General features: G+C 57.9%; 20 protein-coding genes, 1 other RNA gene and 2 pseudogenes. 4 read left to right on the top strand and 19 right to left on the bottom strand.

The window, feature by feature from the left end; all coding sequences use genetic code 11:
* Window positions 1-21 precede the first annotated feature (21 nt).
* The 9 genes from L8V22_RS11145 to ftsE form a co-directional block, all read right to left on the bottom strand.
* Window positions 22-777 (bottom strand): iron ABC transporter ATP-binding protein, encoded by a 756-nt coding sequence (locus tag L8V22_RS11145; protein ID WP_238802174.1) that lies wholly within the window; start codon window positions 775-777, stop codon window positions 22-24.
* Window positions 774-1,751, bottom strand: coding sequence for an iron chelate uptake ABC transporter family permease subunit (locus tag L8V22_RS11140; RefSeq protein WP_238802192.1), 978 nt, complete (start codon window positions 1,749-1,751; stop codon window positions 774-776). Before L8V22_RS11140 ends, L8V22_RS11145 begins: the two co-directional genes overlap by 4 nt.
* 1 nt (window position 1,752) lies before the next feature.
* Window positions 1,753-2,718, bottom strand: coding sequence for an ABC transporter permease (locus L8V22_RS11135; RefSeq protein ID WP_238802175.1), 966 nt, complete (start codon window positions 2,716-2,718; stop codon window positions 1,753-1,755).
* Window positions 2,719-2,785: 67 nt separating this feature from the next.
* On the bottom strand, window positions 2,786-3,778 hold the full coding sequence (locus L8V22_RS11130) for a siderophore ABC transporter substrate-binding protein (RefSeq protein WP_238802176.1): 993 nt from the start codon (window positions 3,776-3,778) through the stop codon (window positions 2,786-2,788).
* A gap of 231 nt (window positions 3,779-4,009) precedes the next feature.
* Window positions 4,010-4,390, bottom strand: a transfer-messenger RNA (tmRNA) gene (gene ssrA, locus L8V22_RS11125).
* 62 nt (window positions 4,391-4,452) lie between these two features.
* Window positions 4,453-4,809, bottom strand: coding sequence for a DUF488 domain-containing protein (locus L8V22_RS11120; protein ID WP_238802177.1), 357 nt, complete (start codon window positions 4,807-4,809; stop codon window positions 4,453-4,455).
* Window positions 4,802-5,305: an SsrA-binding protein SmpB gene (smpB, locus tag L8V22_RS11115; RefSeq protein WP_005322310.1), complete on the bottom strand. Its 504-nt coding sequence runs from the start codon at window positions 5,303-5,305 to the stop codon at window positions 4,802-4,804. Before smpB ends, L8V22_RS11120 begins: the two co-directional genes overlap by 8 nt.
* A gap of 44 nt (window positions 5,306-5,349) precedes the next feature.
* The gene (ftsX, locus tag L8V22_RS11110) at window positions 5,350-6,252 is read right to left on the bottom strand and encodes a permease-like cell division protein FtsX (protein WP_238802178.1); all 903 of its coding nucleotides are present in this window, start codon (window positions 6,250-6,252) and stop codon (window positions 5,350-5,352) included.
* Window positions 6,249-6,938 carry a cell division ATP-binding protein FtsE gene (gene ftsE, locus L8V22_RS11105; protein ID WP_238802179.1) on the bottom strand — a complete coding sequence of 230 codons (690 nt, stop codon included), beginning with the start codon at window positions 6,936-6,938 and terminating at the stop codon, window positions 6,249-6,251. Before ftsE ends, ftsX begins: the two co-directional genes overlap by 4 nt.
* A gap of 109 nt (window positions 6,939-7,047) precedes the next feature.
* Between ftsE and L8V22_RS11100 the strand changes: the two genes are divergently transcribed.
* The gene (locus L8V22_RS11100; protein WP_238802180.1) at window positions 7,048-8,667 is read left to right on the top strand and encodes an AbgT family transporter; all 1,620 of its coding nucleotides are present in this window, start codon (window positions 7,048-7,050) and stop codon (window positions 8,665-8,667) included.
* A gap of 83 nt (window positions 8,668-8,750) precedes the next feature.
* Here L8V22_RS11100 and prfB read toward each other — a convergent pair whose 3' ends face one another.
* Entirely contained in the window at window positions 8,751-9,854 is a 1,104-nt protein-coding gene (gene prfB / locus L8V22_RS11095; protein WP_238802181.1) for a peptide chain release factor 2, read from the bottom strand.
* Between the two features lie 69 nt (window positions 9,855-9,923).
* Between prfB and L8V22_RS11090 the strand changes: the two genes are divergently transcribed.
* Window positions 9,924-10,751 (top strand): inositol monophosphatase family protein, encoded by an 828-nt coding sequence (locus tag L8V22_RS11090; protein ID WP_238802182.1) that lies wholly within the window; start codon window positions 9,924-9,926, stop codon window positions 10,749-10,751.
* Window positions 10,744-11,526 (top strand): histidinol-phosphatase, encoded by a 783-nt coding sequence (hisN, locus tag L8V22_RS11085; protein WP_238802183.1) that lies wholly within the window; start codon window positions 10,744-10,746, stop codon window positions 11,524-11,526. Before L8V22_RS11090 ends, hisN begins: the two co-directional genes overlap by 8 nt.
* Here hisN and L8V22_RS11080 read toward each other — a convergent pair.
* The 4 genes from L8V22_RS11080 to L8V22_RS11065 form a co-directional block, all read right to left on the bottom strand.
* On the bottom strand, window positions 11,523-11,783 hold the full coding sequence (locus L8V22_RS11080) for a MarR family transcriptional regulator (RefSeq protein WP_238802184.1): 261 nt from the start codon (window positions 11,781-11,783) through the stop codon (window positions 11,523-11,525). The genes hisN and L8V22_RS11080 overlap by 4 nt on opposite strands.
* On the bottom strand, window positions 11,780-13,702 hold the full coding sequence (gene feoB, locus L8V22_RS11075; RefSeq protein ID WP_238802185.1) for a ferrous iron transport protein B: 1,923 nt from the start codon (window positions 13,700-13,702) through the stop codon (window positions 11,780-11,782). Before feoB ends, L8V22_RS11080 begins: the two co-directional genes overlap by 4 nt.
* Window positions 13,702-13,947: a FeoA domain-containing protein gene (locus L8V22_RS11070; protein WP_238802186.1), complete on the bottom strand. Its 246-nt coding sequence runs from the start codon at window positions 13,945-13,947 to the stop codon at window positions 13,702-13,704. The genes feoB and L8V22_RS11070 overlap by 1 nt, the downstream gene beginning before the upstream one ends.
* Before the next feature lie 259 nt (window positions 13,948-14,206).
* The gene (locus L8V22_RS11065; RefSeq protein ID WP_269966548.1) at window positions 14,207-15,295 is read right to left on the bottom strand and encodes a S1 family peptidase; all 1,089 of its coding nucleotides are present in this window, start codon (window positions 15,293-15,295) and stop codon (window positions 14,207-14,209) included.
* Between the two features lie 149 nt (window positions 15,296-15,444).
* Between L8V22_RS11065 and L8V22_RS11060 the strand changes: the two genes are divergently transcribed.
* Window positions 15,445-15,885: a DUF1990 family protein gene (locus L8V22_RS11060; protein WP_238802188.1), complete on the top strand. Its 441-nt coding sequence runs from the start codon at window positions 15,445-15,447 to the stop codon at window positions 15,883-15,885.
* Between the two features lie 304 nt (window positions 15,886-16,189).
* Here the strand turns inward: L8V22_RS11060 and L8V22_RS11055 are convergent, their stop codons facing one another.
* The 5 genes and pseudogenes from L8V22_RS11055 to L8V22_RS11035 form a co-directional block, all read right to left on the bottom strand.
* The gene (locus L8V22_RS11055; RefSeq protein WP_238802189.1) at window positions 16,190-16,906 is read right to left on the bottom strand and encodes a kinesin; all 717 of its coding nucleotides are present in this window, start codon (window positions 16,904-16,906) and stop codon (window positions 16,190-16,192) included.
* Window positions 16,907-16,930: 24 nt separating this feature from the next.
* Window positions 16,931-17,743 carry an ABC transporter ATP-binding protein gene (locus L8V22_RS11050; protein ID WP_238802190.1) on the bottom strand — a complete coding sequence of 271 codons (813 nt, stop codon included), beginning with the start codon at window positions 17,741-17,743 and terminating at the stop codon, window positions 16,931-16,933.
* 2 nt (window positions 17,744-17,745) lie between these two features.
* A pseudogene (locus L8V22_RS11045) lies at window positions 17,746-18,730 on the bottom strand (FecCD family ABC transporter permease).
* Window positions 18,720-19,682: a FecCD family ABC transporter permease gene (locus tag L8V22_RS11040; RefSeq protein WP_420840009.1), complete on the bottom strand. Its 963-nt coding sequence runs from the start codon at window positions 19,680-19,682 to the stop codon at window positions 18,720-18,722. The pseudogene L8V22_RS11045 and the gene L8V22_RS11040 overlap by 11 nt, the downstream one beginning before the upstream one ends.
* A 6-nt stretch (window positions 19,683-19,688) precedes the next feature.
* A pseudogene (locus L8V22_RS11035) lies at window positions 19,689-19,982 on the bottom strand (ABC transporter substrate-binding protein); the annotation flags it as partial.

The raw sequence follows: 19,982 nt of genomic DNA, 5'->3' as shown, positions 1-19,982 counted from the left end.
TCCCCAGTTCAGCTACTCTTTTTAGTGATAGCAAGCGATCTTTCCATCGGGTCCATCGATTACACGGACCGGAGTATTAAAGATGGGGGTCAAAATATCGTCCTGCATAATGTCCTCGGCTGGGCCAAATTCGACGATCTGGCCCTCCTTGCAGGCGCAGATGTAGTCCGCGTAGCGCGCAGCAAAGTTAATGTCATGCAGAACCACGATGACTGTGCGACCCAACTCCTGGGCGGCTTCGCGCAGATGGCACATCATGTCCACCGAGTGGGAAATGTCCAGGTTATTTAGCGGCTCATCCAATAATACGTAATCGGTTTCTTGGCACAGCACCATCGCTACGTATGCGCGCTGGCGCTGACCACCGGAAAGCTGGTCAAGGTAGCGGTGCTGCAATTCTTCCAAATGAAGGAAGTGGATGTATTTAGAAATCACTTCTTCATCGTGTTGGTTGAGCCTCCCCTTGGTGTAAGGGAAGCGGCCAAATCCCACGAGCTGGCGCACAGTAAGTTTGGTGACGAAGTGATTTTCTTGCCGCAGGATGGACACGATCTTTGCTAGGTCGGAGGACTTGCTGGATTGGATATCATAGCCGGCGATTTCGATGCTGCCTTCATCCATATCGAGCAGCCGCCCAATCATGGTGAGCATCGTGGACTTCCCCGCACCATTCGGCCCCACTAGCGCGGTGATGCCTCCCTGCGGGATGGTCAGGTTCAGTGGACCAATAGCGGTTTCGTCGGAATAGGTTTTAGAAACGTTCTTTAATTCGATCACAGTCGGCCCTTTCGCATAATGACAAACAGGAACACGGAGCCGCCTACTAGCTCGATGATGATGGACACCACGCCTTGGGCGGAAAATACGTGCTGCATGAGGAAGTACGCCGCAATGAGCACGAAGAATGCTAACCCCACCGCCATCGGAAACATGTATCGGTGATCGTAGGTATCGGCGAATTGATAGGCCAGCGTCGCTACCAAAAAGCCGAGGAAAGTCATCGGCCCTACCAGCGCAGTCGTCGTCGCCATCAACAGCGAGACTAGAATCAGCGTGTAGATGGCATGCGCCTTATGGTTCACGCCCAAGTTGGTGCTGACATCAGAGCCTAAGGAAATCACATTGAGCTTGCGTGCATTGAGCACCAGAAGCGTGGAGACGATGGCCACAATGGGAATGGCAATGGGATAGTACTCGGATTCGGCGTTATTGACGGAACCAAAAAGGCGCGCGGTAAGCACGTCAAACTCGCTAGGGGAAAGCATGCGCTGCATAAAGGTAGATAACGAGCCTAGTCCACCACCGATGACCACACCTACTAGCAGCATGGCATGCATATTCTGCTTCCTATTGGTCAGCAGCCACGAGTAAAGCAGCAGGGAAAGCCCCACCATGACGGCCATTTGCATCACGAAGGTGGGCACAGTGCGGGCGTCGTTAAGCCCGCTAGCCCCCAAGAAGAAAATGGTAGCCGTATTGATGGCAACATACAGTGACTCAAAGCCCATGATGGATGGCGTCAAAATCCGGTTATTCGTCACGCTATGGAAAGACACGGTGGCCATGGCTTGGCACACAGCGACAATCGCCATGGCGATGAGGGCATCAGCGCGCCGCTGGGCAATGAGCCAAAACTTTCGGGTGCCAAATTCCATCGGGTTGCCATAGGCCAGGTATGCAAAGGCCAAAGCCGCAGCTAAGCCCCATACGCAGACTAGGGTGATCCAGTATTTCTTGGGCGGGGCGGACATCTTAGTTCGCACGGGTCGACCTCACAATCATAATGATGAAGACGATGGCGCCGATGACTCCAAGGATCACCGAAACCGGCATCTCAAATGGGGCGATGATCACGCGGCCCACCAGGTCACATACCGTGACGATGCCGATGCCCAGCAAGCAAACCCAGGGCACATTGGAACGCAGGTCATCGCCGCGCACCATAGAAACGATATTGGGCACGATAAGTCCGAGGAACGGCAGAGATCCTACGACAACGGTGACCACTCCCGTAGCGATGGCAATGAGGCCGGTTCCAAGCAACAACATGCGGTTATAGTTCAGCCCGACGTTGGTAGCAACGTCTTCGCCCAAACCAACGACCGTGAGGCGGTCAGCAAAGATATACACCGCCACCAGCACCAAGAGGACCAGCCACAAAACCTCATATTGGCCCTTATAAACCGCGGTAAATGAACCCATGAACCAGATTCCCAATTGCTGGAGCATATCCGACAAAAGGGCGAAAAACGTCGAGACCGCAGAAACCACGGCGCCCAGCATGATGCCGATGATTGGCACGATGAGCGAGGAGCGCAAGGTCACTCGGCGTAAAAAGAGGAAGAATACGATGGTACCAACGAAGGAAAAGGCGACCGCCCCCATCATCTTGGTCAGGATCGACGCAGTAGGCGCGACGGCCATGACGACGAGGAGACCCAACCCGGCCCACTCCGTGGTGCCGGTGGTAGAGGGTTCGACGAAGCGATTCTGGGTAATGAGCTGCATGACGAGGCCGCTGACGGACATGGCCGCGCCGGCCAGCACTAAAGCAATGGTACGTGGCAAGCGGGTAATGCCGAACATGGCGGCGCCATCATCGGCACCAACCACGTCGTACTGCCCGGTCAGCAAAGAAGCAATGAGCAACGTGGCGACGATGAGCACGCCGAGACCCAGCTTCCAATCCCAGACCTTTGTGGGGGTGGTGGTTTCCATAACTATCCTTTACGCACCTGAAAACCGGAGGGCACAAATCCCTCCGGTTTTCGGTTTTCAGTGGCGGCTAGTTCTTTTCAAACGCGTCTGCCATCGCGTTGAGCGTCTCCGTGAAGGTAATGATGTTTTCATTGGTGTAAGTATCCTGCGGAGCAGCGATGATGTTGCCGTCCTTAACGGCAGAAACATTTTTGAGAGCCGCGGAATCCTCTACCAGCTTCTTACCTGGGGTGTAGCCCGCCTCATCCTTGGCGACGGCGCCATCGCGGTCCATAATGAGAACGTAGTCAGGGTTGGAATCAGCAATTGCCTCGACGGAGATGTCATCGCCCTCGTGGTCATCGCTGGAGTTTTCCACCTCGAGGGAAGGCTTCATGCCCAATAGATCAAAGAACGGTCCAAAAAAGCGACCTTTACCTGGGGCGATGTAATTGATATCGCCACCGGTGGTGTTGACCGCCATGACGGTTTTTTCAGGATCGTAGGCATCCTTGGCACGGTCCAGAGCCTTATTGAAGTCATCCACGAGCTTCTTGGCTTCGTCTTCGTGGTCAAAGACCTTGCCCAAGGCTTCGGTCTGGCGAACGAGCTCTTCCGCCATGTCCTTATCGTCGCGCGGGGAGAAGTCAAGGACCGGGGTATCTTCCATCAAAGCCTCGATATCGGCCTGATGCTGAGTGAATCGCTGGCCATTGATGACGATGTCCGGCTCTGCGGCGACCAGCGCTTCGAGGTCGGGTTCGCGGTGCATGCCCAGGTTGGCCTCGATCGTATCTTCATTGATCTTGTCCGAGAGGGTATCCGGGACAATGCCGAGCGGGGCAGCCACAATGTTGAGGTCCCAATCCGCGAGGATTTCGAAGGCGCGGTTATCCGTCACTGCGATGCGCTCGAACGGCTGGTCCAGCTCATGGGTGCCGTTATTATCTTCGATCTGCAGTGCGCTTTCCGATGCCCCCTTATTCGAACCCTGGTCCCCTTCTTCCGCAGTGCTACATGCGGTAAGCGCCAAGGAGGCGGCGGCCACGACAGACAAAAGAGCGCGATGAATTTTCTTCATTCTACTTTCCTTCTAGACGAGAAATAAATACCCCATTAATCTAACTTAAGTCACCCTAACCAACCAAGAGTGAGGGTAACCTTTCCTAAATAAAATAGCCCGTGAAAAGCTGTTCTTGCGAACAGTCAGATCCTGTTCCAAAGACAAATCGGCTCCGCCTACCCTAGTCAGGCGCGGGCTTGGATTTTATGAATAAAGCCCCTCACCTGCGAAAGCAAGTGAGGGGCCTATCGGTGGAGCTGCCGGGAATTGAACCCGGGTCCTTCGTCACCTTGCCAGGGCTTCTCCGTGCGCAGTCCGCACAGAATCTCTACTCGGCCCTCCGGATCGGGCGAACACGTCCGGATGATGGGCCCAGTCACCAGTAAGAGTCCCGACTGGTCCTGATGACCCGGCCAGCCGGCTAGTTCCTTAGTCGATGCCAGGATCTAGGTCAGGAACAAAACCTAGGCTGACAGACACGCGTCGCTGTAATTAGGCAGCGAGGGCGTAGTCACGCTGAGAGTTCTTCTCTGCGTTTATTGGTTGCTACGACGCTTATACGGTGGTCGTTAGCCTGCACCGGCACGCTTCCCCTGGCGCAGTGCACGAAGTCGAAACCAAATCAACCCCATGCTGTAGGGACGGGATAGTGCATTTTCCCTACGGTTCGTACAACACTACCCCACCCACTTTTATTTCCTCAAGTGCTCCTCCAGCCACTCTTTGAGGACCACCGCGTGATTGACCTTGCGGTTGGCGGCGGCGAAGAGAAGGGTGGCGTCGGAAAGCGCAAGCAGCTGGGTGAGCTCTTCGGAGTCATTGTCATCCAGCTCGGCCTTATAACGGCGGGCAAACTCATCGAAGCGATCCTCGTCGTGGTTCCACCATTTGCGCAGCTCGGGACTTGGTGCGACGTCCTTGAACCATTCCTCGTAGTCCACATCGCTCTTGGCGACGCCCCGGGGCCACATCCGATCCACCAGCACCCCGGTGCCTTCGATGGTGTCCTCACCTTTGACGACGTCGTGGACTTTCGCTGTCTTAAACATTGATGCCCTTCACGCGGCGGCCGAGCTCGCGGGAGATTTCGCGGTCCTGGTCGCGGCGCTTAATATCCTCTCGTTTGTCATAGTCCTGCTTACCTTGTGCCAGCGCAAGCGAAAGCTTGGCGTAACCATTCTTGAGGTAGACCTTCAGCGGCACCAAGGTTTTATTGCCATTGCGTACCTGCCCGTAGAGCTTGTCGATCTCGCGACGGTGCAATAGAAGCTTGCGGGTGCGCCGCGGGCTGTGGTTCGTCCACGAGCCCATGGAGTACTCCGGAATGTGGAGATTGCGCAGGTACACTTCGCCATCGTCGATGGTGGCAAAGGCATCATTGAGCGAGATTTTTCCCTCGCGCAAAGATTTAATCTCGGTGCCGAGCAGGACGATGCCGCACTCGTATTCCTCGAGAATCTTATAGTCATGCCGGGCCCGGCGGTTGGTAGCGAGCGTTGCTTCGCCGGAGGCCGCCTTCTTATTCTTCTTGCCCTTCTTAGCCATAATTATGGCAGTGTAGTGCCCTTTTGGCTGGCCCGGCAAACGGACTATTTGCGCACGTAAGACCGCAGGGTGATATGTGCCGTGACGGCGGTAACCACCAGCGCTAGCAGGCCGACGAGCGGGAGGGCAATCCAGAGGTCGCCGGACTTCATAGGAGCCAGCAGCTGGGATTCATACAAGCCCTGTAGAGACGGGTCCACTACTTGGGACTTGCCCAAGAAAATGCCGGCACCACCAAGAAGTACACCGATGAGCGAGGCTAGAACTGCTTCCATCACGAACGGCGCTTGCGTCATCCACCGGCTTGCGCCCACCATGCGCATGATCTCCGTTTCACGGGTGCGGTGGAATGCGGCAATTTGCACCATATTAGCCACCAAGAAGATGGCCGCCACGGACATCACGATGGCCAAGATGAAGGTGGCATTGCGGATGGAATCGAGGTTGCTGGCAGCATTGCGCACCTCTTGCTGCTGGTCGACGACGTCCTCTACCGCGGGGTTATCCCGAATCGCATCGATGGCGGAGGCATCTTCTGGGTCTACAAGCCGCACGTGGAATGCGGCCGGCAATGCATCAGGGGAGGTTTGCTCCACCATGACAGGGTCGGTGTCTTGGAAAAGTTCTTTGAACCGCTCATAGGAATCTGCGCGGTTGCGGTATTCCACGGACTCGACGGAACCATCCGCCTCTAGCTGATCCTTGATATCTGCACAGGTCGGACTCGTGCAATCTGGGTCCCCGGCAGAAATATCTTCATTGAACTGGACCATGACCTCGACGCGGTCGAGATAGATATCCTTGGTGTCCTTAGTCAGGTTATTCACCATGATGCCGGCGACCACGAGCCCGACCGCAATCGCAGTGGTGATAATCATGGCAATGGTCATAGTCAGGTTGCGGCCAAGCCCCTTGGTGGCTTCGCGGAAAATAAACCCTAGCTTCATGCTTCCCCCTCATAGGTTGCCTCGTGCTCATCGCGCACGAGTACTCCATTGCGCAGCTCCAGCACGCGCTTGCGCGCCCTATTGACGGCGCGGGCATTGTGAGTGGACATGACCACGGTGGTGCCGCGGCGGTTGATGCCCAGCAGTAAGTCCATGATCTCGTCAGCGGTGGAGGGATCGAGGTTGCCCGTGGGTTCGTCGGCAAGCAGAAGCTTCGGCCGATTAACCACCGCGCGGGCGATAGCCACCCGCTGCTGCTCGCCACCGGAGAGCTCATGCGGATAGGCATTGTGGCGATCTTGGAGTCCCACCAGCTCCAATACCTGGGGCACCGAGGTAGAAATTCGGTACTTGCTCTTGCCAATGACCTCCAGTGCAAAGGCCACGTTTTGATACACCGTCAGCTTGGGCAGCAGGCGGAAATCCTGGAAGACGTACCCAATGGACTGGCGCAGCGCGTTGATCTGCTTGCCGGAAAGCTCATTGACGTGGAAATCGTCGAAGTAAATATCGCCCCTGCTGACATTGTTATAGCGAACCATCAGCTCCAGGAAGGTGGACTTACCGGAGCCGGACGGACCGATCAGGAAAGCGAATTCACCATCCGCAATCTCGAAAGACACCCCGTCAAGTGCTGGGCGAGACTCGGCGGAGTAGGCCTTAGTCACGTTATCGAATCTAATCACGCGAATCACTGTAGCAACCAAAGTTGACACCGCGCTGTGAACTATATTTAAGTAATGTGGTCTAAGACACTAATTTGTTCCGACCCAATCGACAGAAAGTGCCGATACTATGGCCGAAACCGAAACTAAAGAAAAACCACGTTCTGCAAGCGGCTTCCTGGGCACTGTGGAAAAGATTGGCAATAAGCTTCCGGATCCGTTCTGGCTCTTCGTCATCCTCGCGGCAATCGTTGCTGTGACATCCTGGCTGGGGCACCTCATTGGCATGACCGCCGAGGATCCCAAGACCGGCGAGACCATTGAGGTTGAATCGCTGCTGACCACCGAGAATATCTCGCGCATGGTTACGGACGCCGTGGAGAATTTCACCAACTTCCCGCCGCTCGGTGTCATCCTTGCCGTGATGCTCGGCGTAGCCGTAGCGGAGCAGTCTGGTCTGCTTTCCGCTTTGGTGCGAGCGATGGTCACCAAGGTCAGCGCCAAAATGCTTACCTTCGTTGTGGCCTTAGCCGGTGTGACCGGTTCCGTGGCCTCGGACGCGATTTACGTCATCTTGATTCCCCTGGGTGCGATGGCCTTCCACGCGGTGGGCCGCTCCCCCATCGTGGGCGCCATGGTGGCCTTCGCAGCCTCATCTGCCGGCTTTAATGCCTCGCTGATTCTAAATATCACCGACCTCCTGCTGGCTGGTATTTCTACTCCAGCCGCGCAGTTTGTTGACGCCGAATATGAGGTCAGCCCGCTGGCCAATATCTTCTTTGTCATCCCTTCCGCCGTGGTGCTCTCGCTCATCATTACCGCGGTGACGGAATTCCTCATGGTGAAAAAGGCCCGCGAATTGGTGGACCATGACCACATCAATTACGAGGAAGTCTCCTTTTCCAAAGCCGCCGGCGGCTCGTCCAACGAGGAAGCGGAGGAAGAAGAATACGACTTCACGGATGATGAAGAAGCCATGCGTATCAAGCCCAACGAGCAGCGCGGCTTGATGGCTTCCGGCATTGCCCTGGCGATCTTCCTCGCCGCTTTCTTCGCCCTGCTATTTATCCCTGGTTCCCCGCTGGCAAGCCAGGAGGATAGCTTTATGGAGTCGCCACTCATCAGCGCCATCGCCGTGCCGATTGCCCTTGCATTCTTGGTGTGCGGCATTGCCTACGGCTTGGCGGCAGGCACCGTGAAGTCCTTTGCTGATGTGCCGACGTTTATGGCCAAGGGCATCGAGACTCTCGTTCCCATGCTGGTCCTCTTTTTCGCCGTCGCCCAGTTCCTCGCTTGGTTCGAGTGGTCCAACCTCGGCGTATGGACCGCTATTAAGGGCTCCGAGCTACTTCAGCACTGGTCCCTGCCGCCGTTGCTCATGTTCGCCGCGCTGGTCGCCATGGTGGCACTGCTCAACCTATTCATTACCTCAGGCTCTGCCCAGTGGGCCCTTATGGCGCCGGTCATCGTACCGATGATGATGTATGTTGGCGTCTCACCCGAGGTCTCCCAGATGCTCTTCCGTATCGGTGACTCGCCGACGAATATCATCACCCCAATGTCGCCCTACTTCGCCTTGGCGTTGACCTTCCTGCAGCGCTACTACAAGCACGCGGGTGTGGGTACTTTGATGTCGCTCGCCCTTCCTTACTCGCTATGCATGCTGGTGGGCTGGTTCATCTTCTTTGTCATCTGGTACCTCATCGGTCTCCCGCTGGGACCGGGCGCACCGATGGACTACGTGGGTTAGGTCCATAGAGATCAGGCCGAACTGAGGATTTTCTCCCCTCAGTTCGGCCTTTTTGCGTTCAATTCAGCCCGATCAGTATGGACCTAAGCTTGGTCTTCTTGTTGCTGCATCCGCCAGCGGATGCCGGATTCAAGGAAGCCATCGATATCGCCATCGAGCACCTTGGATGGATCACCCACCTCAAAGTTGGTGCGCAGGTCCTTAACCATCTGGTACGGGTGCAGCACGTAGGAGCGCATCTGGTTGCCCCAGGACGCATTGCCACCGGCGCCAAGCGCATCGAGCTCGGCCTGTTCTTCTTGGCGCTTGCGCTCGAGGAGCTTTGCCTGCAGCACGCGCATGGCCGAGGCCTTGTTCTGGATCTGAGACTTTTCGTTCTGGCAGGTCACCACGATTCCGGTGGGAATGTGGGTCAGACGCACCGCGGAGTCGGTGGTATTAACGGACTGTCCGCCAGGACCAGAAGAACGATACACATCGACGCGCACATCATTGTCCGGGATATCGATGTGGTCGGTCTGCTCCACCACCGGCAGGACTTCCACCTCAGCAAAGGAGGTCTGGCGCCGACCTTGATTATCAAAGGGCGAGATGCGCACCAAGCGATGCGCGCCTTGTTCCACGGAAAGCTGGCCGTACATGTACTCACCATGGACTACGAACGTGGCTGACTTGATGCCTGCTTCCTCCGCATAGGAAATGTCATAGACATCCACCTTGTGGCCGTGCTTTTCTGCCCAGCGGGTATACATGCGCATAAGCATTTCAGCCCAGTCCGCCGCATCCACACCGCCGGCACCAGAACGAATATTGATAACCGCCTCACGCGGGTCATACTCACCAGAAAGCATGGTGGTCACCTCTAGGGATTCGATGGCGGACTCCAGGGAATCAAGCTCATCTTCCGCTAGGGAAGTATCTCCCTCTTCTTCGGCCAGTTCGTACATGACGGGCATGTCCTCTAAGCGCCCGCGTAGTGATTCCAGCTTGCGGACCTTGGCCTGCGCTGCGGAAAACTCGGAAGTCACCTTCTGCGCGTGGGCAGGGTCATCCCATAGGGATGGGTCGCCAGCTTGGGCCTCAAGTTCCCGAATGCGGGCAGCCAAAGCCTCCGGGTCCATGACCTTCTCAATGGTGGTCAAGGTGATTTCCAATTGCTTGAGCCGTGCTGTTACTTCGGGACGCATAGGCCCCAATCCTACCCACCCGGCCGGCATAATTAGCCATCGGCCGCGTTTAGGGTGACAATAGTGGGCATGGATCAAAAGCCGAGCCTGCAGGAGATGATCGACGCGGTCATCAAGACCTTCATTGTCGCGCACGCCGATGACGGGGATGCGCACCTAGCGCAAGCCCTTGTCTATAACGCCGGCCGCCTAGCCTGGCGCCTGCGCGAGATGGGCGTTGACGTGGAGCAAAAGACTTCCATCTCGGACGTTGTCACGGATGCAGACCGCGCGGCCGAGCGCTTCGTCGCGGGCGTGCTCGAGGCCGTGCGCCCGGAGGACGGCATCCTGGGTGAGGAGGGCACCGCCCGCGAGTCCCAGTCCGGCCGCACCTGGGTCATCGACCCAGTCGATGGAACCTACAATTTCTCTTCCGGTTCCGATTATTGGTGCTCTGCCCTCGCGCTTGCCGACGCCACCGGGATCACCCTAGGCGCCGTCCACCGCCCCGCCATGGGTTATACGTGGTTCGGAGGCCGTGACTATCCCACCTCCCTCGACGGGAAAGAGGTAGCTCTCCTGGAGAATAAGCCAGCCGAGCAGATTTCACTGTCTACCTATTTGCACCCGACTTCGCTGGTGGATACGGATATCCGCGGGGCATGGCAACGCGTCGCGGAAAACTTTGCTACAGTCCGTATGCTCGGTGCCGGTTCTGTTGACTTGTCCTCCGTGGCCGATGGCACATGGGGTGCATGGATGCAACATTCGGTAGCGGATTGGGATTGGTTCCCCGGCAAAGCCCTGGTTGAGGCGGCCGGTGGTACTGCCCGCAAGGTAGAAGCCGGCGGCGTTGAATGGTGCTTGGCCGGAAATAAACAGGTAGTGGATCAGATGGAGGAGTGGCTCCGTGGGTAAGTTCAAAGAAGACTTGGGGCTCGCGCTCGAGCTGGCGGGCCATGCCGATGTGGTGACCATGCATCGTTTCGAGGCCGCAGATCTTTCCGTCAAGGAAAAGCCGGATATGTCTCCTGTATCGGATGCAGATCTCACCTGTGAGAAACAGATCCGCGAATCCCTCAAGCGCTCCCGCCCGCGCGATGAGGTACTAGGCGAGGAATACGGCGGCGAAGCCTGCTACAAGGGCCGCCAGTGGGTCATCGATCCCATCGATGGCACCAAGAACTTCGTACGCGGCGTGCCTGTCTGGGCCACGCTCATTTCCCTCTTGGAAGACGGCGAGCCGGTAGTATCTGTCGTTTCCGCCCCTGCCCTGCGCCGCCGCTGGTACGCGGCCAAAGGTGCCGGTGCTTTCCGCGTATTCGGCGGTGAGCCGAAGCGCTTGAGCGTTTCCCACGTGGAAAAACTCGCCGATTCTTCTCTGGCAATGAGCTCGCTGACCGGATGGGCCGAGCGCGGCCTGCGCGATAAATTCCTCGCGCTCACGGATAAGACCTGGCGCCTGCGCGGCTACGGTGATTTCTGGTCCTATTGCCTCGTGGCCGAAGGCGCAGTAGACATCGCCGCCGAGCCGGAAGTTTCCCTGTGGGACCTCGCCGCGCCCTCCCTCATCGTGACCGAGGCCGGCGGTACTTTTACTGATCTAGACGGCAACCCCGGACCGCATGGAGGATCCGGCGTAGCCTCCAACGGCCTGCTTCATAAGCACGCCCTCGCCGCGCTGCAGAGCTAAGGTCTCCTCCGCAGCTGGAGCAGCACCGGACCGCGGCGCTTCACCGCTGCTCCAGAACATCCCCCTGCCTGCGCGCAACTGCCGCAGCCGCCGGTGGGGCACATAGTAAGCGATTCCCGCACCAACTCTGCACTGCGCTCAAGGTGGGCAAGGATGATTTCAACGGTCCCCTGCCCTAACCCAGTAGCTTTTGCAATGTCAGCCGGGTTGGATTTTCCCTGTGTAATGGCCTCCTTGACCTGCTCCGTGGGGCTCATAGGAAGACCTTGAGGACTTGGAAAACTCCCACCGCGAGAATCCAGGCGGAGCCGAGTTGCAGGGCGAAGCCGATGAGTGTCCACTTCCAACCTATTTCTCGCCGCTGCGCGGCTACCGTGGCCACGCACGGGGTATAGGCCAACAGGAATACCATGTACGCCCATACTGCCGCGAGCCCGTGCCCGCCAGAGGCCGCATCAAAATCAGCGCGGATATGGCTGGCCAAGGGGGATTCTGCTTGCTCTTCCGGTGCATCGTCAGTGACGTCTTCGACCGCGTAGGTCTGTGCCCACGTAGAAATGAGGGTTTCCTTCGCCACGAATCCGGTGACCAAGGGGCCGGTCAGCGACCAAGAATCAAAGCCTGCCGGGGCAAAGACGGGAGACATTGCCTGAGCAACAGCCCCATAGGCGGAATCCTGTGGCGGCACTGCCTCTTCGTTAAAGGAGTGCCCGCCGGTGACCGGAATGGACATGAGCAGCCAGATAACTACCACCGTGGCCACGATGATGCCGCCTGCGGTATGCAAGAAGCCCTTGAGGCGCACCCACATTACTGAGATGGTGAGTCTAAACGTGGGCAGCTGATAGGCAGGAAGGTCGATAACGAGGGCTTCGGCCGGCATGGCCCGCCACACCGTGCGGCGCAGCGTCAGGCCTACCAACACCACCAAAGCGATGGACAGCACGTACATGGCAAATACCGCGGAACCGGCATGAGCAGGGAAAAAGACCTGGGCCAGCATCATAAATACGATAAGGCGCGCCGAACAGGAGGTGAAGGGAATAAGCAGGCAGGTGAGAATGCGATGGCGGACGTCGCCAAGCACGCGCGTAGCCGAGATCGCCGGAACATTGCAGCCATAGCCCACCACGATAGGTATAAAGGCCTTGCCCGGCAGGCCAATGGCGCGCATGACGCGGTCCGTAACCACGGCCGCACGAGCCATATAACCGGAATCCTCCAGCACAGCCAGGCACAGGAACATCAGGGCCAGCAATGGCGCGAAAGTGAGCACCATGCCCACCCCGCCGATAAGGCCATCTACTACCAAGCCCGAGACCAGCCAGTGATCCGGCAGGACGCTGCGCGCGCCATCGGAGACCGGACCGGTGATCAATGCTTCCAATCCGTCCTGTAGTGGACCCGCGACAGTAGTGGTGATGAAGAAGACGGCCCACATCACCGCTAGAAATAGAATCGGACCGAGCACTGGGTGCAATACCACGCGGTCTATGCGCTGGCTGAGCGGTTCGCCAGCGTCCGTTCGCGAAACGGCAGCCTTTTCCGCCGCGTCCAAATCCGCAAAGCGCTGGTCTAGATCGGCATTGGGCCGGATGGTTCGCGGCTTGGTACGCATTGCGCGGGCAACGGCGCCTTCGAGCGCATCCAAGTTTTCGCGCCGCCGACCGTTCACGCTCACCACTGGCATACCCACCGCGCGTGAAAGCGCGACCGCATCGATGCTTATGCCCTGCTGCTTGGCAATGTCCTCCTTGGTCACCCCAACCACTACCCGATACGGGTGCTCCGCGATCTGGAAGGCCAGGTTCAGACCGCGCGCCGGCGCAGTGGCATCCACGAGCACTACCACCACATCGGGGCGCTCACACGGCGGAGCCTCCACGAGCATATCCCGGGTAAATTCCTCGTCTGGGCTCATTGGATCCAATGAATACGCACCGGGGAGATCAATGATGTCAAAGGCCTCTGGCTGCGCATTCCACAAGCCACGGCTTATCTCAACGGAAGTGCCCGGCCAATTTCCGGTTTGCACCTTCGCTCCGGTTAGCGCATTGAACAAGGTAGATTTGCCGGAATTTGGAGCCCCGACCAATGCGAGAACCGGGGTTCCCTCCTTCGCAATACGCATGGAGGAGGTGGAGTGGCAGCTCGGGGCAGCGGTTTTCCGTGCCATTATGCTGCCACCGGGATGACTTCGAGCTGACGCAGTGTAGCCGCATCCACTGCATAGCGGGCGGTGCCCACGGTAACTAAGCGCGCACCGCCGGCTACCTTGCGGCCAATCTGTACGCGCACACCTGGGCGGAAACCTAATTCCCGCAAACGCAGCGCCAACGCCGGCTGCTCGTTGATGGCGTGCTGCAAGCAGCACTCAGGAAGTTCCACCAAAGCGTCCACCGGTGCCTGATCGGCGCGCATACACTCGGATTTTTCACACCCCGGTTTGCGCCGGGTACGGGACAATAGGGACAGCTGCAACATCGCGCGGTTACCTCGGTTCTTTTAGGCTGGCTTCTGTCGGTGTGATTAGCCACACCTAAGTAGCTTCTAGATAAGGCTAACCTTAGTCCGCGCAAGCATTTCACACAAGAGCCGATTAGTTGTGATTATCAGCACCGGGCAGGGACGCAAAAAGCCCGCTCCCCGAGCTGGGGAGCGGGTGAATGGCTCAGTACAACTAGTCTTCAGGCAGCGTGAAACCGGCACCTACGCCACCGCGGCGGTTCATATCCGCCAAGACCGCATCCATATTGGTGGCAGCGGTCGGGTTATGAACCGGCCCCTGCAATGGGGTACGGCACGGGAAATTCACCGGCAGGAATCCACCGGAAATGGAACCAATGAGTCGGCCATTGACGAGCAACGGCGCGCCAGAATCACCCATCATGGCGCAGACTTGGTTTACCTGAATATTCTTTGCCTGCTGATAGGTAATGCCACAGGTCTTGCCGGTGGCAACGCCCTGCTTGCACACCTGCTGCCCTGGTTTGACGCCACCGCCTAGTTCATTGACGGTTACGCCATTGTAGGAACGGGACACCTTAGCCTTGGAGCCGAACTCAATAACGGCGTAGTCCAAGTCCTCGTTCTTAGACACCACGGTGCCCGTCGGGCCGATTTGCTCCGAATCAGCGGAGGTAACTGGGTCACCTACATTGCCGCAGTGGCCAGCGGTCAGCCCCACCTTGCGGCCGCCATTATCGTTGCCTGCCGCGGTCAGAGTGCACATCGTCGTGTCATTGACGTAGAGCGGGGTACCTGGACCATAGAGGGACTCACCCTGATTCATGGCTGCAACAGACTCTTCTGGAATGCGTGGGGCATCAAACATGGAACCCGGCACACGGTGCAGGACGTAATCAGCCTTTGGTTTTCCCGCGACTGCCTTGGAAAATCCATCATTTTTCCACTTATAGTTCGGATTGGTGCCCTTCGGTTTAAACTCCGGCTGGGTAGCCTGCTCCGCTAGGCCAATGGGATTCGGATTAGTCAGCGGCTCCGCGTACTGTCCTTGCTGCACGTTCTGCTGCACGGCTTGCTGCGCGTTGCGCACAGAGGAATCCACGGCGTCGGTAACATTTTTATCCACCTGCGGGGTCTGGATGCCAATCCCCGCTAGGTCATCGCGGACCTGGTTAATAATCCCTGCGGAATCGAAATCCGGTTGGGGCAATTCCTGGGCGCCTGCGGCTGGGGAACCCAGGAAAAACGCACCAGCGAAAGCCGAGCCCACTAGGACTTTCTTGAGGTGCGGAATGCGAAGCATCAAGGTACCTACTTTCAGTTGTCAACATCGTGCAAGCTCGATAGTGGCACGAAAGAATTGTGGAAACAGCAAACTCTTGTGACTGTGTCCAAGCCGTTATATTTCTTCCAGACTTCGGGGGTGATCACCCCTCCCCTATCATGGAAAACATGCCCACACCGCTGTCCTATTCTGATGTCTCCGACTTTCCACAGCTGCATATGTCGCGGGTTATCGATGCTGACTTTGATGCCGCCGCACACCGACTTTTCCGCTGGTCAGTACAACGCAGCGGTCTTTTCCGTGTCCGCCCGACCCATGAGGTTGTTGAGCTGGGCGCGGAGGTCACCCTCGGCTTGGGGCCATGGAATTTTCGCTGCCGGGTTGTCGATGTCTTCTATGAGGACGGCCGCTGCGGGTTCACCTACGGCACCCTCCCCGGACACCTCGAGCGCGGCGAGGAGACCTTCACACTGGAGCGCCTGCGCGATGGCCGCACGCTTTTTCTTATCGACGCCGCCTCAGAGCCCTTCCTCCCCTTCCTGCGCCCCCTCGTGGACGTGCCGAGGCGCCTGCTTATCAGCCGGCTATATCTCCACGCGCTGGGCTAAGCGGTAACAATAGCTGTAGCCACCTCGCCTTTAAGCTGTCCGTTCCACCTTTTTGTGGTGCTCACCAGGAATTGAACATCAAGTCATGCTGGGAGCGGCAGCGCCTTAGGACAGCCGTGGGTTCGTTGACAAGCAGCACCTGTGGGTCCCTTACTAAAGGTGCAGCTTTTCTACCCCATCAAGTAAGGAGAACCTCTCTGCCTCTGCGGCATCCACAATGGATCGGACGAATGCCGAGTGTATTCCGATCAAAAAGCCGCCTCCTCATAAGGAGACGGCCCTTTAATCCGAAGCAAACGTGGATTTAATTCTTGCGTTTATCCTCGATGGATTCGCGAGCATCACGAACGGCGCCCTTGACGCGATCGAAGAAGCCGCCCTTCTTCGTGGTCTCTTCTTGGTATTCGTGGGCCTTGTCTTCCACGAATCCCTTCGCTCGCTGGAAGGCATCACCTACGGCGCTACCTGCCTCCGATGCCTTCCCCTTCAGCTGGTCCAAACGCTCATTGCCAGCCTCGCCGGTGACGTCATCTGCTTCGTTGCGGTCATCGCCAGACATCTCTGGATCTACATCCAGATCATTGACGGAGGTAGGGGTCTCACCAGCAGCTTCTAGATCAATGTCTGGCTGCTGCGGGGCAGTTTCAATATGCTCTTCCTTTGCTTCACCCACGATGTGCTGGCTAGGCGCGTAATCCGCGTTGTTCTCATCCAGCGCTTCCTGCAGATCCGGCTGCTCTGCGGCCTTGCCAACATGTTCTTCCTCCGCACCCGCAACAACGTGGTTCTGGGGCTCATACTTGCTTGCGGCGGACTCATTACCGTCCGCAGATGGTTTTCCGACCGGCTTGGACAGGCCGGCAGCACCTGCGGCCCCCGCAGCAGCTGCACCAGCAGCGACACCCGCAGCCGACTGTGAGGCCTTGTCAGACTTAGCAGCTGCGGACTCAGAACCCTCAGAAGCTAAGTACTTGTATTCGTTACGGTCTAAGTCGACTTCGTGGCCTAGTTCGTTCGCCATTACTACTTACTCCTTTTAATAGATTTATCTTCTTCCTTCTAGGGTTCCAGAAAGTTCAGGAGCGTGCACGGAAATGGGTATAGGAAAGCGTCGACCGGTGGATGGATCAGTCATCTCTAAACACTCAACTTGGAAGGTTTCGCGTACGAGTTCAGCGGTCATCACCTCCTCGGTAGGTCCTTCGGCCACAATGCGCCCCTCACGCATGGCTACGATTCGATCGGCGTAACGCGCAGCATGGACCATATCGTGAACCACCATGACCACTGTGGTCCCGGCACCATTGAGGTCTCGGATAAGCTCCAAGATGGACAGTTGGTGCGCAGGGTCGAGGTAAGTAGTCGGCTCGTCAAGCAAGGTAATTGGTGTTTCTTGGGCCAGGGTCATGGCGAGGAAAACACGCTGGCGTTGACCGCCGGAAAGGTCTGCAGCAGGGACGTCGAGAAGCTCGCTCACCCCAGCACGCGAGGCAGCTCGCTCAACCGCTGCATGATCTCCTGCCCGCATCGTCGCTAGCGCCCCTGTATAGGGATAGCGGCCGTAGCCGATGACGTCGCGCACTAGTACCCCTTCCGGAGCCGCGGGGTGTTGTGGCAGGAAAGAAACTTCACGGGCAAAGGCACGCGAGGAATACTCACTAATTTTTTGGTCCGCGAGGTACACCGCGCCCGCGCTGGGCGTGAGTTGGCGGCCCAAGGTTTTGAGAAGCGTCGACTTGCCGCAGCCATTCGGCCCGATCAGAGCCGTTACTTGACCGCTAGATAAGTGGAGATTTACATCTTTGACCACATCGGGGCCACCGTAGCCCACGGTTAATCCGCTACACGTCAGTGTCATGTCTAGCCTCCGTTTCGCACTCGGGTCAGCCGAGTCAATAGGAAAATGAAATAAGGTGCGCCAATCAGCGCGATGAGCGCGCCAACGGGGATTTCCGTGGGAGCGAAGGCCCAGCGACCGAACGTATCGCATACAGTCACAAGGACCGCGCCGCCTAGGGCCGCCACGGGCATTTGCCGGCGCAGGTTTGCACCAACAATCAAACGGGCAGCATGTGGGACGATGAGCCCGGCGAAACCCAAGACCCCAGCCGCGGCGACTCCCGCGGCGCCGAGGATAACGGCCAGGGCTACTGCTATTAGGCGCCACGTCTTGGTGCTCACTCCGATGCCGGCCATGGTGGAATCATCCAGCGCGAGCATATCCAGGTGTTTTGCTACCACCATCGCGATGGTTAGGGCGAAAAGGATAAAGGGGGCAACAATAGTGGCGTCACCAAGCGAGCGGGCGTAAAGCGAACCTTTCAGCCATGTCATGGCCGCTCCTGCCTCTGGCGCGGCGCGCACCAGAAGTAATTCGGTGATGGCACCCAGCCCAAAAGATACCGCCACCCCGGTAAGGGGCAGGCGCACCGGATCGCTTGCCCCGCGTCCGGCGAGAAGGAGAACCAACCCAGTTCCAGCCAATGCGCCGATAAAGGCGATCAAGGTCAGCAGGTGGGCCGGCAGGGTGCCTGCTCCCATAAGGACCGCAACGGCCGCGAGTCCACCGCCGGAGGTAATACCCACCGTATCTGGTGCGGCCAAAGGATTGCGTAGTGCGGATTGCAATAGACAGCCGGAAACAGCCATGGCACTGCCCGCGCAAATACCTACCAAGATCCGCGGTGCGCGGTACTTCCAGATGAGCGGATCTCCGGCAAAGAAGCCAGTGCTCACCTCGCCCGGCGATTTCATCACCGCACCGACCGCCCATGCCGATAACTGCGCTCAATACCAACGCCAGGATGAGTCCTACTAGAACCCCTACAAATCTCTTATGCCGCATGCCTCCCCCTCCCTAGGGCATGGACGGACCACAGCACTAAGGGCATGCCAGCCAAAGAAGTCACGATGCCTACTGGGGTCTCGGCCGGCGCCCAGATTGCCTGCCCAACCGAGTCGGCCACCAGAAGCACCGCTGCTCCTACAATTCCAGCCACACACAGCCCCATGCGATGGTGCGGGCCGCACACCCGCCACGCTACGGTCGCGGCCATCAGCCCCAAAAATCCAATCGGCCCGGTTGCGGCTACCGAAGGAGCAATGAGCACTACCGCCGCCACAATGGCAGCCAACCGAATGCGCTCCGGCTTCGCCCCCACAGCACCGGCCACGGCATCGCCAGCCACGAGCAAGTCCAGCGTCTTCGCACCGACTAAAGTCAAGGGAACCACGACCAGCACAGCGATCAGGGCGGGCATAATATCGCTTAGGCGTACACCGGCAAGCCGGCCTGAAAGCCACGACATCACCGTCGCCAGTTGAGCTTCATCTATCACCAGAAAAATGGAGGTCAAGGCGCTACACAGCGCGGAAACGGCAACGCCAACGAGAACCATGCGCTGGATCGCACCGCTCTTGCCGACGCCCACCGTCACCCCCACAGCAATCCCCGCCCCCAGCAGCGCACCGGGCAGCTGGTCAACGCTCGAGGCTTCGCTTCCTAAAATCATTGCGGTTGCGACTGCGCTGAGTGCCGCACCGGAGTTCACACCAGTGATGGACGGATCGGCGAGCGGATTCGCGGTTGCCGTGCGCAGCAATAACCCGCCTACACCTAGTGCAATACCGACCACCGTGGTAGCAAGGAGACGGTCAAAGGCCACGCTATGCAGCTCTACTTCCAGCCACGGGGCATCTACTGGCATCTGAACATGGCGAAGCCGCCACCACCACACAAAGGCAGCGGCAGCGGTTGCAAGGACCAGGCAAGCGCTGGCTTTAGTTCGTGGTGCCACTACTTTTCAGCGGCGATAATGTCCGCCGAGCATATGCTCGGCGGACAATGGCCCGCGGGCACGCGACCAGATATCTTGGTCTACCTCTACGATGTCACCGCTACCCTTGACATAGGGCGTCTTTTTAAACTCTTCGACGTCCTTGTACATAAAGAGTCGGTCAGCCTTCATGCCAGGGAGCTTATCGCCGGTCAGTTCCGCTACATCAGTCTTAGATTCGATAGAAGACTTCTCGCCTTCGAAGGCATAGTCATAGCCCACTTTACTCAGTAGCGACTGAGGGAAAGAGGGGTTGACCCA

The organism is Corynebacterium yonathiae (assembly GCF_027570195.1).
In the GTDB taxonomy this organism is placed as follows: Bacteria; Actinomycetota; Actinomycetes; order Mycobacteriales; family Mycobacteriaceae; genus Corynebacterium; species Corynebacterium yonathiae.
Note: the sequence above shows the minus strand (reverse complement) of the source record. Positions and strands in the feature narration are given on the sequence as shown.